The organism is Pseudoalteromonas sp. SWN29 (assembly GCF_015864465.1).
Lineage (GTDB): Bacteria > Pseudomonadota > Gammaproteobacteria > Enterobacterales > Alteromonadaceae > Pseudoalteromonas.
Genome location: NZ_JADYXE010000043.1, coordinates 32,876 through 45,912, shown reverse-complemented (window position 1 = coordinate 45,912; position 13,037 = coordinate 32,876). Strand labels below are relative to the sequence as shown.

Sequence of the window (13,037 nt, the reverse complement as noted above, 5' to 3'; positions counted from 1 at the left end):
CAAAAGATGATAAGGGTATTGTGAAGCAACCAAAAGATCGGTCAACCGATCAAAAATACCTTAACTGATCGGTGTTAGTGCTATTAGCGCGGCTTTTTTGTGTCTGTAATTTGACTAATTTATTTATTCGTCGCTATTACTTGGGAACACAGTTAATTAAGCCCCCTTAAGATCATTTCGTTTTTCTTCAATTATTTTTTCATTTCGTTTAAACCTTTTCGAACTGTTATTACGTCTAACTTATCAATACACTTAAATAGCAATTTACTAATAATAATTAAAAGGCGACATCACGGATGTTAAACGTTAAACCCGAACAAACGCCTTTATGCGAAACTACACTCATTGAGCGTGTTCAATCGGGTGATCAAACTGCTTACGGCAAGCTTTATGAGCTGCATATAAAACGGGTATACGGCTTATGTTTACGTTTATTAGCGGACCAAGCACACGCCGAAGATGCAGCCCAAGAAGTGTTTGTACAGGTATGGCATAAAATAGCGCAATTTGACGGTCGCTCACAGTTTTCTACTTGGCTTTACAGCGTTGCCAGTAATGTGGCGATTAACTACTTACGTAAGCAAAAAAATTGGCTGCAAAAAGTGGTGAGCATTGAACACAGCGGTATGGATGAGCAATCAGCTAACGACTGTGATGGTTTAAATGGCCTTGATAAATTAATAGTAAGGCTTCCTGAACGCGCACGTATGGTATTTGTGTTGTTTGCAATTGAAGGTTACAGGCACGAGGAAATAGCCGAGCAATTAGGTATGGCTGTGGGGTCGAGTAAATCGCAATATCATCGTGCTAGGCAGTTATTACAAGAGTGGTATGAAAATGAGTAAACCAAATTTTGACGACTACTTAAACGAGTCATTAAATACACTAAATAAAGAGATACCACCAAAAAAAGGCTTGTGGACAGGGGTTGAGCGAGCGATTACTAATAACAAACCTGCATCAAAGAATGCTGTAATTTGGCCAAAGCTAACGGCAATAGCAGCATGCACAGTGGCTGGTTTAATCGCTATAAACACATTTGTTATAACGCCTGAACCACAGCCAGTAGTGGCAATAAGTGACTATTTTTCGGCCAAAAAAAACAGTTTGTTAGTTGAATATAAAAATGAAGAAGCACTGACTACTAACTGGCAAATGCAGTTGCAAGAACTTGAAGAAGCTGAACAAGCGATAAAGCAAGTTCTTGAAAATGAGCCACAAAACCAAGCGCTGCTGACAATGCTAGCGCAAATATATCAACAGCAACTCGATTTAATTAACAAGGTGCATGCGCCACGTTGGCAGCACATTTAGGAGTACGACATGAAAGCTATTTTATTAGGACTGAGCTTATTTCCATTAGCGGTATTTGCGGGGGAAAAAATAGATAAGCAAATAGACGTACCAAATGGCGGCACTATTTTTATTGAAAACCAGCGCGGTGATATACACATTGAAGGTTGGGATAAGAACGAATTTAAAGTATCTGGCGAGCTTGACGACAAAGCAGAAGGTTATGAGCTTAAAACGAATGGCGATAAAACACAGTTTATTGTAAAAATGCCACGTAAATCAAATTGGGGTAATAATGGCGATGGCTCAAGCCTAACTATATTTATGCCAAAAAGCAGTAGCTTAGAGTTTGCTGGTGTAAACGTATCGGTAACAGCAAAAGAGCTTAAAAACGGCGCTGAAGTTGACGTGGTTAACGGCGAAATTACGGTAGATGATATTACTGGCAACATTAAGCTTACCACCGTAAATGGTGATGTGAACGCTGAGAACTTAAACGGTAATATTCAGTTTGAAACCGTAAATGGTGAAATTAACGATAGAGAGTCAAGTGGTGAGCTGCGTTTTAGTGCTGTAAATGGCGATATTAAATCAACTTCAAGTGCTAATGATGTGCGCCTTGAAAACGTAAATGGCGATATAGATTTTACGTTATCGGCTATTAAAAACCTACGTATTAACACGGTAAATGGCGAAGCCGAAGTACACATTAAAGAGCTTTTAAAAGGCGGTGATGTGCGCTTTGAATCGGTAAGTGGCGATGCTGATTTTTACTTCCCACAAAGTGTATCAGCAAAGTTTGAAATTAAAGCCCACGCTAATGGCAAAATCATTAATAAAGTGACTAGCGATAAAGTCAGTAAAGCTAAATACGGCCCAGCCAGTGATTTAAAATTTAGCATTAATGGCGGTAATGCTAATGTTGAAATGGATACGATTAGCGGTCGCATAGAGCTTCGTACTAAATAAGGCTCATTCACCTTCACGATTACAAAAAGCAGGAAAAGATTTCCTGCTTTTCTATTTGCACAGCCCCTGCAAGTCGATAGAATAGAGCCATTCAATTTTAGTACTGTGAAGTTATGGCCAAACCAGATAAGCAAGTCGATACTCTTAAAGTTCCTCCCCATTCAATAGAAGCTGAACAATCTGTTTTAGGTGGCTTAATGCTTGATAATCAAGCTTTTGACCGCGTAGCTGAACTTGTTGTATCACAGGATTTTTATACCCGCACGCACAAGTTAATTTTTGAGGCGATGACGGCACTTGCTGAGATTGGCGATCCGATAGATTTAATCACTATTTCTGAAAGTTTAGAAAAAAATAATAAACTTGCAGGAATTGGTGGCTTTGCTTATTTAGCCGAAATAGCTAAAAACACGCCAAGTGCTGCTAACATTGACGCTTACGCAAGTATTGTACGCGAACGTGCTGTTGTACGTGAAATGATTGGCGTAGCGAACGAAATTGCAGAAGCGGGTTTTAATACCGAAGGACGTACCAGTCACGACTTACTCGATTTTGCCGAAAGCAAAGTGTTTAAAATAGCTGAGCAACGTACAAAAAATAATGAAGGCCCGCAAAGCATTCATAGCATCCTTGAAAAAACCGTTGATAAAATAGAAGAGCTTTATCAATCGCCACAAGATGGTGTTACGGGTGTAAGTACAGGTTATGCCGATCTTGATAAAATGACGACGGGCTTACAGCCTTCTGACTTAATTATTGTTGCAGCACGTCCTTCAATGGGTAAAACGACCTTTGCGATGAACCTTGCAGAACATGCTGCAATGACTCAAGACAAGCCTGTGCTAATTTACTCGCTAGAGATGCCTTCAGAACAAATTATGATGAGGATGTTAGCGTCTCTTGGTCGTATTAACCAAACTAAGGTACGTACTGGCCAGTTAGATGATGACGATTGGGCACGACTTTCATCAACAATGGGCTTGTTGATGGAAAAAGGTAAAATGTACGTTGATGATGCATCGGGCTTAACACCTACCGATGTGCGTTCACGTGCAAGGCGTATAGCCCGCGACCACGGTGGCATTAGTATGATCATGGTCGATTACTTGCAGTTAATGCGTGTACCAAGTTTAGCTGATAACCGAACGCTCGAAATTGCTGAAATTTCACGTTCACTTAAAGCACTAGCAAAAGAGCTAAAATGTCCGGTTGTTGCGCTTTCGCAGCTTAACCGTACGCTAGAGCAACGTGCCGATAAACGCCCAATTAACTCAGATTTACGTGAGTCAGGGTCGATAGAGCAGGATGCCGATTTAATCATGTTTATTTACCGTGATGAAGTTTATAACGAAGACAGTACCGACAAAGGTATTGCCGAAATTATCATAGGTAAACAACGTAACGGCCCAATTGGTAAAGTGCGTTTAACATTCCAAGGTCAATTTTCTCGCTTTGATAATTACGCGGGACCAGCGGTAGATGACGATTACTAATGCGCTTAGCCACTGCTGAAATTAATTTAGCTGCACTTGCGCATAATTTAGCGCAAGTTAAGTGTTTTGCTCCTAACAGCAAAGTAATGGCGGTGCTAAAAGCAAATGCTTACGGGCATGGCTTAGTAACGATTGCGCAGCATTTGAATGATGCTGACGCATTTGCTGTGGCGCGCATTGATGAAGCTTTAGCGCTTCGCGCAGGGGGCTTAACCAAGCCAATAGTTTTACTCGAAGGCTTTTTTAATAAAGCCGATATACCTATTTTACTTGCTAATAACTTTCAAACTGTTATTCACGATGAATACCAATTAGCCGCGCTTGAAAAAGCAAAGCTCGATGCGCCAATAACCTGCTGGTTAAAAGTAAATACAGGTATGCATCGATTAGGTATTGCGCCAGAGCAGTTTGAAGCGTTTTATAACCGCTTACAAAAAACACCTAATGCTAAAAATACCGTTAATTTAATGACTCATTTTTCGTGTGCTGATGATGTTGGAAATGCTAAAACGGTTCAACAAATTACGTTATTTGATAACTTAGTGAATGGCATAGACCAAGCGCATTGCTTATCAAATTCAGCGGGTATTATCGCGTGGCCAAATGGCCATGGTGATTGGGTACGGCCAGGGCTTATGCTGTATGGCGTATCGCCTATGGCAAATAGCATTGGGCAGCAACACAAATTAAAACCAGTTATGCGCTTAACTACACGTGTAATTGCAGTGCGTAATGTGCCAGCCAATGAAGCGGTCGGGTATGGCGGTCGTTGGAAAAGTGATAAACCAACCAAGTTAGCCGTTGTTGCTATGGGCTATGGTGATGGCTACCCTCGGCACGCTAAAGAGGGGACGCCCGTTATAATAGGCGAGCAGCGTTATGGTATTGTCGGTAGTGTAGCTATGGATATGATTAGCGTTGATATAGGCGCTAACGAGCACAATATTAAAGTAGGCGACAGGGTTACTATGTGGGGCCCTGAACTACCCGTTGAAGAAATAGCACTATGCGCTGATACCATTCCTTACGAGCTGTTGTGTAATATTACACCACGTGTAAGTTATGAATATCAGCGTTAATATAAATTAACTATAAAGCAGCGCTTACTCTTTTATAAAGTAAATGTCGCTAAAGCCCATACGGGCAAATTCTTGATCGCGAAAGTTACGAACAGAAGCAGACCCTTTTGAGGTCATTTCTATTTGCTGTACCATGCTTAAGTAACTCGTTAAATCAATACCTTCGGCAGCAGCAATTGCTTCATACATGTCATGGTATTTATCTTTGGCGAAATTAATCTCGCGTGGTTCGTTTTTAAATTTGTAGGTTATTCTACGTGCCATATTAAGCTCATTTCAATTGAGTGTTGCAGTGATTTTACACTGTATTTAATAACGGCTCTAGCATTGAATGACTTGTTGTAATTGGTAATTAAAATAAAGAGTCAAAAATGAAATTATCTGTAGAGATCAGTAAATATCCACTTCACCAAGATTACATCCCGTTTATTCAGGGCTTTATTGACAGATTAAACGAATACAATGATTTAAAAGTGATTACTAATACGTTATCAACGCAAATATTTGGTGACTACGATTTAGTAATGCAGGTGCTAAGTACCGAAATTAAGCGTTCATATGAAGAATTTGGTAAAGCTATTTTTGTATGTAAGTTTCTCTCTGGCGACTTATCGCCTGAATAACCTATAATACCAACCTGCATAAATCTTTGATCAATTTAACGAATTAAATTGCACTATAACGTCGTTAAAAATTTTTTATTTAGAACAACTAGATACAAAAGTTTTTGCCTAGTTCTAGCGTAATTTTCTTAACGTTAAATAGACCCCGTATATAAGCAGATTGGTATAACAATCGGCACAACTAAACGGTAACTGCATAATATGGACTTTTTAACACAAACCCTAAGTGGTTTTACAGCAATGTCGCATTGGGAATATATTGCGGTAGGGTTGTCGATGGCATATTTATTATTAGCAATAAAAGAAAGCTTATGGTGTTGGCCTGCAGCATTTTTTAGCACCCTTATTTATACAATAATGTATTGGAATGGCGCATTACTTATGGAGTCATTACTTAATTTTTATTATATGTATATGGCTGTATTTGGGTGGGTTGTATGGCGAAAAGGCAAAGCTGCAAATTTAAATATTACGTCGTGGTCGATGAATCGCCATGCTGTTTTAATTAGTTTAACAACCGTAGCGGCAATAGCTATTGGTTACGTTATGAAAAACTATACTCATGCCGATTTTGCTTATCTTGACAGCTTTACAACGTGTTTTGCCGTAGTAACTACTTACTTAGTTGCTAAAAAAGTCCTTGAAAACTGGCTGTACTGGATTGTAATAGATGCAGCTTCTATGTACTTATATTACGAAAAAGGCTATTACCCAACGCTAGCGCTCTTTATATTTTATACCATTATGGCAGCGTGGGGCTTTAAAACCTGGTACGAAGAGTACGAGCAAAGCCAAGCTAAGCCTCTAGCACAGCTTTAATTAATGATTGAGCATACTGAGTTAGTAAAAATATGCAGTGCGTTTGTAGAGCCTACAAGCATTGTTTCAAGCGAACGATTACTTAATGGCTTTAGTAACGATAATTTTTTGATACGTACCGAGCAACAAGGGTATTTATTAAAGTGTTATAAAAGCCATTGGCCAAATGCCGGCCTTGAAGCGCAGCACTTTTTAAGTGACTTTAATATATGCCCAGCGCCTATTTGGCTTGATAAAGAAAACGGTCGTGCAGTATTTAATTATATTGAAGGCAAGAGCGCGCAATCGGATATAACGCTCAGCTTTATTAATAAACTTGCTCAAGTGCATAAGTACGCGGTGCCTACCGCTACAATGGATATAGCTAAAGAGCTGCTATTTTATCAACGTACAGATGTATATATCCAATATAAACCTCAAATAGAGCAGGCTCTCAAAGCAGTTGCAACAATGCAATTTAATGAAGGCTTTTGTCATAACGATTTAGTAAAAGACAATATTATTGTGAATGCTTCAGGCATGTATTTAATTGATTTTGAATACGCACAAACTAACGATGTGTATTTTGATTTAGCGGCGCTTGCAGTGAGCTTTAATCTTAATGAGCACAGTAAAACAGCGTTGTTAAATAGCTATAAAAATAGCGTTGATAAAACAAAAACGTTTAACCTTTCAATGGATAAGCTGAATTACTATAAGCTGTTTTTTTTGGTGTTATGTATTGGTTGGTATGAGGAGCGCAGCATAACTAATGAATCTGTAATGTTACGCGCGCAGCTAACTAAACTCGTTAATAGTACTTTTTTATAAAAGCTAAAGGCCGCCAAAGCGTTCAGCAAGTTCTTTGTATTTTGTTACTTCGGCTGTATCAAATTGTGGTTCGCCATTTTCATCTTCTGATTTAGCAATTAATAAACTTTCTCTAGCTAGGCGTTTTACACGCTCTGCTTTTACACCTAAAAACTCAGCAACTTGCTCAGTAGACATTAAACTCATCATTACTTCCTCGTATTAAATCCATTTCCACAGCGACAATCATAGTTTCAATGTTGCCAAACCGTTACTGTTTCTTATTCAATAAGAATAAATAGCCTGTTTTTAAGACATTGTGAAGTGTTTTATTTAAAAGAGTTTAATTAATAAGCATATAAGCTGATGTTACTGGTATTTATTAAAATATATCTTTATCATTGCCGGTGCTAAAGCACTGATATCGCGAGTTGGTGTGGCGGCAACAAATGTGCTCTCGTGGTGAAATGGATATCACGTGGCCCTCCGGAGGCTGAGTTGTAGGTTCGATCCCTACCGAGAGCGCCATTTGCTTTTACATTTATTAATTATCCCCTTCTACATTATCTAGCTTCTCATTAATTACTTTTGTATTTAAAAATGCACTTACCGCATAAACTTTGAAAGTTAATTTTAAAAACCGCTTTCTAGTTATTTATACACTGCAAAACGAGCGAATTAAAAATTCACTTTGTACTTTTTGCATACGTGATTTAGTAATAAATAAGGAAAACCGATTCAATGTTAAATAGTCAATTAGAGATACTAGCTCAAGGACATGCTTATCTTGAAGGTGTAACTAAAGAGGACTATTCACAAGTCGTTACTCCTAACTTCATTAGCTCTGCAGGAGCCCATATGCGCCATATTATCGATCATTATCAATCGTTAATGCTCGGTCTTAGTTCGCAAGAAATAGATTATGATTGCCGCTTAAGAGGAGGCGATATTGAAAGCTCTCCAAAAGCTGCAATAAACAAAATTGCTGAAATAGCATCCTGGATTGAACAACTCAGTAGTGATGACTTTAATACCCCGTTATTACTTTCAAGCGAAGTGTCGATTAAAAGTAAAAATGTACAAACAGTAACAACCTCACTTGCGCGAGAGCTTATTTTTGTAGGCAGCCATGCTGTACATCATTATGCGATGATTTCGCAAATTAGCTTTGCGCAAAAGTCGCAGCTCGATCAGAGCTTTGGTTTAGCACCAAGTACAGCTACTTTTTTAAGAGAAAATAGCCAACAAGTACAACCAAAGTCGATGCAAAATTAGAATGTGTACGCTAAGTTACTTTTTAACTGATGATGGCTACGAGTTATTTTTTAATCGTGATGAGCAAAAAATACGACAAACGGCAATCGCTCCAAGTAAACACAAAGGTAAAGCAATTTATCCCATTGATCCGCAAGGAGGAGGTACTTGGCTTGGTGTCTCGCATTGGGGGCAAACATTAGCTTTATTAAACGATTACCAAAGTGTATTTGACACAACTGCGGTAAAGCATAGTAGAGGCCTTTTAATACCGCATTTACTGAGTAATAAAACTCCTGTGTTGGCTCAGTTACAAAATATGGATTTATCGGGCTATGCGCCTTTTAAATTGTGTATTTTTCCGGATGAGTTATCGCTAAATAACAATAATGTGTTTTTTGTTCGGTGGGACACAAAACAATTAATCGATTGCCAAGTTGAATCGCTTGCAACGTCATCTGGTGTTGAGCTAGAAACGGTGACACAAAAGCGTAAACAACAGTTTAAGCAACTGATTGATTTAAGACATCCTGCAAGTGAGCAGTTTTTAGCATTTCATTACAGCAAAGCCGAGCAAGGCCAATATGGTGTAAATATGCAAAGAGAAGACGCAATGACGGTCAGCATTAGCCATATTAAGGTAGGCAATACTATTCGCTTTAATTATTTTGATAAGCAGTCTCAGCTCATTAGCAGCATTAGTTGTTTAAAAGTGGCTGCAGCTTAACTAAATATTTTTATAGCTGTTACATAACTAAAAAAGTCGACGCAATTAATTGCGTCGACTTTTTTGTTGCTCTATTTTCATCTGCAGTATTAATACAGCAGATAAAAATTATAAGTGATTTATATAACCATCTTTTTTATCGCCAAGATAGAGCTTAAGTAGCTTTTCAGGCGCACTTGGCAAATGCACACTTAATAGTAGCCCTGGCGTGTGATTAAAATTGCTATCAATCCCCATACAATGAAATTGGGCGCCTAGCTTGTGATATTGTTTTAATAAAATCGGTATGTCTTTTTTATCTTCTTCGATTCCCATAACCAACGCTGATACATGATCTATGTTTAACGTGTGATCACTAATAAAGTCTTCAAACTCTGGATGAATTTTATTATTAAAAGGCGTATTGGCGCTAACACCTTGTTTATTATTAACCATGATATGGTCAATAATTGCGACAGAACGAGGGTCATAAAGCTTACTTAGTGAAACCGTACCATACAAGGTTCTATAACGTGGGTTTTGCGCCATAAACGCACCAATCCCTTTAAATAGCAGTAATAAGCCATGGTAACTGCCTTGATGTTTTTGAACTATAAACGAGCGACCCATTTCTAGGCAGGGTTGTTGCTGATTAATAAACGAGGGTTCAAAGTTAAACATCTGCGACAAATAAAGGGCGTTTACGTCGCTATTTTTTTGTAATAAGTCAGTTTGCCCAATGCGATAAGCCCCAATGAACTCTTCATTTTTATGATCAAAAATAAATAAATGCATATAAGTTGCGTCAAACTTATCGGTATCGCATGGCTCGCCGCTTCCTTCGTTTAGTGTACGAAAGGTTATTTCTCTAAGGCGTGTTATTTCAGCAACGCAATCAGGTATTTGTTCTTGATAACCGTAATAAACGGAGTAACTTTTAAAGTCGAGCAAGTGCTGCTCGCTTGGTAAGCTGGCAAGCTCATTTATCATTTTTGTTTTATCAACGCCTTGCATAATAGCTTTGAGCTGTGTTGATTGGTTATCCTCTTGCCAAGGCACTATAAAGCGCTCATCGTTTAAATAACACTGCAGGCGTGCAATATCGTTAACATCGTCAGTATTTTCAAACTTATTTAATAGTTTGGGTGTAAGTAAATTACCAGCACTTAAGTTAATAGATCTTTTTTGAACTTTTAGTAATTCGCGTATTAGCATTAATAATCTAAATCGGTAGTAAATACGTCCCAAACGGTAAAATATAGAGCTATTTTGACCACTAATAAATACAGGTAATAGAGGTGCTTTTGTTTTTAAAGCTAGTTGAGCTGCTAAGCGATTCCATTCTCCGTCGGTTACACGTTGCTTTTCTGATTGAAAAAATGACACTCTGCCCGCAGGAAAAACCACAAGTAGGCCATCATTTTTAACATGACTAAAACACTGTTTAATTGCGCTGGTATTAATGGCTGCTTTTGGTTTTAGTGGATTAGCAAAAATAAAATAATCTTTAATTTCTTTAAATATTTTTAAGCCAACGTTAGCCATTACTTTTGTATCACTGCGATAGTGAGTGAGTAATTTTGCAATTATTACACCCTCAACCATGCCATAAGGGTGGTTACATACCACTATACAAGGGCCTTGCTTTGGTATTTTGTTAATAACACCTTGTGCACCAAGTACGTTAATACCTAATACATTTAAAAGCTTTTCACTAAATTCTTGTTTATCCAAACCCGATAAATTATTAGATAGATAAATATCACGCAGTTTATTTATGCCCAATAGACTATCGAGCAGTGGAGCAGCTACTTTTAATATATGACTCAAAGGCGAAACGGTGCTTATTGCCGCCACACTTAGGTTTGATACGGGTTGGTTTTGTTTTGTCATATATTAGTACTCTTAAGTATTTAAAGCAGTTGTTATTAAGTGCTGTATATATTGAGACCGAGACAAAACAATATTGTGTTCAATGAAGGTTAACAAAGTTCGCTTTTTTATAATGATTAGATAATCCTGTTAACTAAACCGTCTGCTCTTAGCGATAAATACTCAAGCGTAGCTGAGGTGAAGGTGTTTAATTATTAATAAGCCAAATAACTTAAAGTAACAATTGGCATGGCTGTAAATAATACTTTTAGTTATATATAACTACTTACAACTCAAAAACTAGACTTTTAAGCTTAATTAATGCTATTTAAGGTACATATTCCTTTATTGTAAAAAATCCTACTTTTTATGCTTATTACTTTACCTGTGTCTGAGCTTACTCCTGGTATGTACGTTGATAGCGTTACTAAACAACATGAAGGGATTAACAGCATAAAAATTAAGACCAGTGGCTTGGTACGAGATAACTCTATTATTAAGCGCTTAGTCTCTGAAGGTGTATTAGAGCTACTTATAGATTTTACTAAAGGCGATGCGGCTATTCCTGCTAAATATAAGCCGCAAAGCACACCTAAAACATCTAATAGCCAACAAAAAGTAAAAAAAACACCTATAGCAATTTCAATTGAACAAGAATTTGCTAAAGCGACTGTAAATTACGATCAGCACGGCCGAAAGCTACAATCGTTATATGGCGATTTAACATCTGGTCTGAGTGTTAATATAAAAGTGCTTGATGAAATAGCCTGCGAGATAGTTAGCTCTGTTTTTCGCAACGCTAACGCCATGACTATTCTTACTCGTATAAAAGATAAACACAGCTATAACTGGCGTCATATGATCAACTGCGCCATTTTTGCCGCTGTATTTGCTAAATATTTGGGGTATGAGCAGGCTGTTGTACAAGAGCTTGCTATGGGGGCATTACTTCATGATTTAGGCCAAGCAAAGTTACCTCAAGGTATATTTTCAAAGCCAACCAAGGTTACTAATAATGAGCTGGCTGCGATTAAAAAGCATGTAGCGCAGGGATTAGGTTTAGTTAAAGGTGAAAAGGGCATAACACCGCTCATGCTCGATATGATAGTAAATCATCATGAACGCTTAGATGGCTCGGGTTATCCGCGAGGTCTGCAGGCTGAAAAGTTAAGTCGCCCGGCGCGTATAATGGCAATTGTAGATGTGTACGATGCAATGACTGCCGATAGAATGCATCAAGATGGTGATGAACCTATAAATGCATTGCGTTATTTATTAGCCAATAAACACTTGTTTGATGGTGAGTTAGTGCAGCGGTTTATAAAATGCTTAGGGGTTCATCCGGTAGGAACTATTGTAAAATTAACGAATGAGCGTTTAGCGCTAGTGCTTGAGGGGAATGTACTTAATCCTATTAAACCTAAAATTAAGCTATTTTATAACGCTAAGCATAACCATCATGTTACACCTAAAGACATAGACTTAAGCGATCATACTCAAGAGCTTAAAATACTAGCAAGTGTTAAGCCCTTAGATTATCAGATTAATTTGTCTCGCCTGCTAAAAGAGCATTTGTTGAATTAGTTTTACTACATTGTCTTTTTTTAGTTTGCTTTGCAGAAATAAACGCCCCTAGAAAGCAATTTCCCATCAGTGTTAGCCATAACAAAGTACCTAGCTCTACGTGCAATGCAAAACAACACAGCGCTAAAGAGATCAACGCATTTAACATTGCCCCTAGCCAATAATGGTTTACGGGGTTATCGCATTGTCCTGCTTGAGTACATGCACAGTAATTTGCTTTGTAAAAGCAAAATACACTCGCCCCACAAAATATTAACCCTGTAATAATAAATAAAATGATCACAGTTTTACTTCCTTTGCGATTTTATAATGAGTGTAAGTGGCTACTAACTCCAAGTCAATCTAAATGATAATTAATTACATTTAGAGTGTTTACTCTAATACCACACTTCTCATCCGATGAGTTTTAAATAGTTGTTAAAATGTCGTTAAAAAACATGTTTTTTACCATTTTTTGACGCATTCATAGGGTTTTTTACAAAAAATTAAGGTAGTGTAACCACGCTTTAAATCCTAATAACAACACACATAGTACCCAAACAGTCAGTTTGGTTAA

Annotated in this window: 15 protein-coding genes and 1 tRNA gene; 12 read left to right on the top strand and 4 right to left on the bottom strand. The window is 37.8% G+C overall.

Annotated features, from left to right (window positions below):
- Window positions 1–296: 296 nt before the first annotated feature.
- The 5 genes from I6F53_RS15635 to alr all read left to right on the top strand — a co-directional run bounded on the left by I6F53_RS15635 (window position 297) and on the right by alr (window position 4,834).
- The gene (locus tag I6F53_RS15635) at window positions 297–845 is read left to right on the top strand and encodes an RNA polymerase sigma factor (RefSeq protein ID WP_197240193.1); all 549 of its coding nucleotides are present in this window, start codon (window positions 297–299) and stop codon (window positions 843–845) included.
- Window positions 832–1,314 (top strand): hypothetical protein, encoded by a 483-nt coding sequence (locus I6F53_RS15630; protein WP_197240192.1) that lies wholly within the window; start codon window positions 832–834, stop codon window positions 1,312–1,314. The genes I6F53_RS15635 and I6F53_RS15630 overlap by 14 nt, the downstream gene beginning before the upstream one ends.
- A gap of 9 nt (window positions 1,315–1,323) precedes the next feature.
- Window positions 1,324–2,262: a DUF4097 family beta strand repeat-containing protein gene (locus tag I6F53_RS15625; protein WP_197240191.1), complete on the top strand. Its 939-nt coding sequence runs from the start codon at window positions 1,324–1,326 to the stop codon at window positions 2,260–2,262.
- Between the two features lie 113 nt (window positions 2,263–2,375).
- On the top strand, window positions 2,376–3,755 hold the full coding sequence (gene dnaB, locus I6F53_RS15620) for a replicative DNA helicase (protein WP_007587308.1): 1,380 nt from the start codon (window positions 2,376–2,378) through the stop codon (window positions 3,753–3,755).
- Entirely contained in the window at window positions 3,755–4,834 is a 1,080-nt protein-coding gene (gene alr / locus I6F53_RS15615) for an alanine racemase (protein WP_197240190.1), read from the top strand. Before dnaB ends, alr begins: the two co-directional genes overlap by 1 nt.
- Window positions 4,835–4,858: 24 nt before the next feature.
- Here the strand turns inward: alr and I6F53_RS15610 are convergent, their stop codons facing one another.
- Window positions 4,859–5,098 carry a DUF2960 domain-containing protein gene (locus I6F53_RS15610; RefSeq protein ID WP_077537056.1) on the bottom strand — a complete coding sequence of 80 codons (240 nt, stop codon included), beginning with the start codon at window positions 5,096–5,098 and terminating at the stop codon, window positions 4,859–4,861.
- A gap of 107 nt (window positions 5,099–5,205) precedes the next feature.
- On the opposite strand from I6F53_RS15610, the gene I6F53_RS15605 reads away from it, so the two are divergent.
- The 3 genes from I6F53_RS15605 (at window position 5,206) to I6F53_RS15595 (ending at window position 7,086) form a co-directional block, all read left to right on the top strand.
- Window positions 5,206–5,457 (top strand): hypothetical protein, encoded by a 252-nt coding sequence (locus I6F53_RS15605; protein ID WP_197180991.1) that lies wholly within the window; start codon window positions 5,206–5,208, stop codon window positions 5,455–5,457.
- A 201-nt stretch (window positions 5,458–5,658) separates the two neighbouring features.
- The gene (gene pnuC, locus I6F53_RS15600; protein WP_197240189.1) at window positions 5,659–6,276 is read left to right on the top strand and encodes a nicotinamide riboside transporter PnuC; all 618 of its coding nucleotides are present in this window, start codon (window positions 5,659–5,661) and stop codon (window positions 6,274–6,276) included.
- 3 nt (window positions 6,277–6,279) lie between these two features.
- Window positions 6,280–7,086: a phosphotransferase gene (locus I6F53_RS15595; protein WP_197240188.1), complete on the top strand. Its 807-nt coding sequence runs from the start codon at window positions 6,280–6,282 to the stop codon at window positions 7,084–7,086.
- Between the two features lie 3 nt (window positions 7,087–7,089).
- On the opposite strand, the gene I6F53_RS15590 is transcribed toward I6F53_RS15595, so the two are convergent.
- Window positions 7,090–7,272: a helix-turn-helix domain-containing protein gene (locus I6F53_RS15590; RefSeq protein ID WP_149594005.1), complete on the bottom strand. Its 183-nt coding sequence runs from the start codon at window positions 7,270–7,272 to the stop codon at window positions 7,090–7,092.
- A 246-nt stretch (window positions 7,273–7,518) separates the two neighbouring features.
- Between I6F53_RS15590 and I6F53_RS15585 the strand changes: the two genes are divergently transcribed.
- From I6F53_RS15585 to I6F53_RS15575, 3 genes are all read left to right on the top strand, one after another.
- Window positions 7,519–7,593 (top strand) — tRNA-Arg (locus I6F53_RS15585).
- Window positions 7,594–7,806: 213 nt separating this feature from the next.
- The gene (locus tag I6F53_RS15580; RefSeq protein WP_197240186.1) at window positions 7,807–8,340 is read left to right on the top strand and encodes a DinB family protein; all 534 of its coding nucleotides are present in this window, start codon (window positions 7,807–7,809) and stop codon (window positions 8,338–8,340) included.
- Between the two features lies 1 nt (window position 8,341).
- Entirely contained in the window at window positions 8,342–9,046 is a 705-nt protein-coding gene (locus I6F53_RS15575; RefSeq protein WP_197240184.1) for an NRDE family protein, read from the top strand.
- A 108-nt stretch (window positions 9,047–9,154) separates the two neighbouring features.
- Here I6F53_RS15575 and I6F53_RS15570 read toward each other — a convergent pair whose 3' ends face one another.
- A complete protein-coding gene (locus I6F53_RS15570) occupies window positions 9,155–10,918 on the bottom strand; it encodes a lysophospholipid acyltransferase family protein (RefSeq protein WP_197240181.1) in 1,764 nt (587 codons plus the stop codon).
- 348 nt (window positions 10,919–11,266) lie between these two features.
- On the opposite strand from I6F53_RS15570, the gene I6F53_RS15565 reads away from it, so the two are divergent.
- A complete protein-coding gene (locus tag I6F53_RS15565) occupies window positions 11,267–12,481 on the top strand; it encodes an HD-GYP domain-containing protein (protein WP_197180979.1) in 1,215 nt (404 codons plus the stop codon).
- Here I6F53_RS15565 and I6F53_RS20655 read toward each other — a convergent pair.
- Window positions 12,441–12,764 (bottom strand): hypothetical protein, encoded by a 324-nt coding sequence (locus I6F53_RS20655; protein ID WP_166419289.1) that lies wholly within the window; start codon window positions 12,762–12,764, stop codon window positions 12,441–12,443. The two genes, I6F53_RS15565 and I6F53_RS20655, sit on opposite strands and share 41 nt — an antisense overlap.
- Between the last annotated feature and the right edge of the window lie 273 nt (window positions 12,765–13,037).

What these genes read in the sequence shown, in the direction of transcription:
- dnaB (WP_007587308.1), top strand. Translation starts at nt 2,376, where the DNA reads ATGGCCAAACCAGATAAGCAAGTCGATACTCTTAAAGTTCCTCCCCAT.
- alr (WP_197240190.1), top strand. Translation starts at nt 3,755, where the DNA reads ATGCGCTTAGCCACTGCTGAAATTAATTTAGCTGCACTTGCGCATAAT.
- I6F53_RS15595 (WP_197240188.1), top strand. Translation starts at nt 6,280, where the DNA reads ATGATTGAGCATACTGAGTTAGTAAAAATATGCAGTGCGTTTGTAGAG.
- I6F53_RS15565 (WP_197180979.1), top strand. Translation starts at nt 11,267, where the DNA reads ATGCTTATTACTTTACCTGTGTCTGAGCTTACTCCTGGTATGTACGTT.
- I6F53_RS15570 (WP_197240181.1), bottom strand. Translation starts at nt 10,918, where the DNA reads ATGACAAAACAAAACCAACCCGTATCAAACCTAAGTGTGGCGGCAATA.
- I6F53_RS15590 (WP_149594005.1), bottom strand. Translation starts at nt 7,272, where the DNA reads ATGAGTTTAATGTCTACTGAGCAAGTTGCTGAGTTTTTAGGTGTAAAA.
- I6F53_RS15635 (WP_197240193.1), top strand. Translation starts at nt 297, where the DNA reads ATGTTAAACGTTAAACCCGAACAAACGCCTTTATGCGAAACTACACTC.
- I6F53_RS15630 (WP_197240192.1), top strand. Translation starts at nt 832, where the DNA reads ATGAAAATGAGTAAACCAAATTTTGACGACTACTTAAACGAGTCATTA.
- I6F53_RS15575 (WP_197240184.1), top strand. Translation starts at nt 8,342, where the DNA reads ATGTGTACGCTAAGTTACTTTTTAACTGATGATGGCTACGAGTTATTT.
- I6F53_RS15580 (WP_197240186.1), top strand. Translation starts at nt 7,807, where the DNA reads ATGTTAAATAGTCAATTAGAGATACTAGCTCAAGGACATGCTTATCTT.
- I6F53_RS15610 (WP_077537056.1), bottom strand. Translation starts at nt 5,098, where the DNA reads ATGGCACGTAGAATAACCTACAAATTTAAAAACGAACCACGCGAGATT.
- pnuC (WP_197240189.1), top strand. Translation starts at nt 5,659, where the DNA reads ATGGACTTTTTAACACAAACCCTAAGTGGTTTTACAGCAATGTCGCAT.
- I6F53_RS15625 (WP_197240191.1), top strand. Translation starts at nt 1,324, where the DNA reads ATGAAAGCTATTTTATTAGGACTGAGCTTATTTCCATTAGCGGTATTT.
- I6F53_RS15605 (WP_197180991.1), top strand. Translation starts at nt 5,206, where the DNA reads ATGAAATTATCTGTAGAGATCAGTAAATATCCACTTCACCAAGATTAC.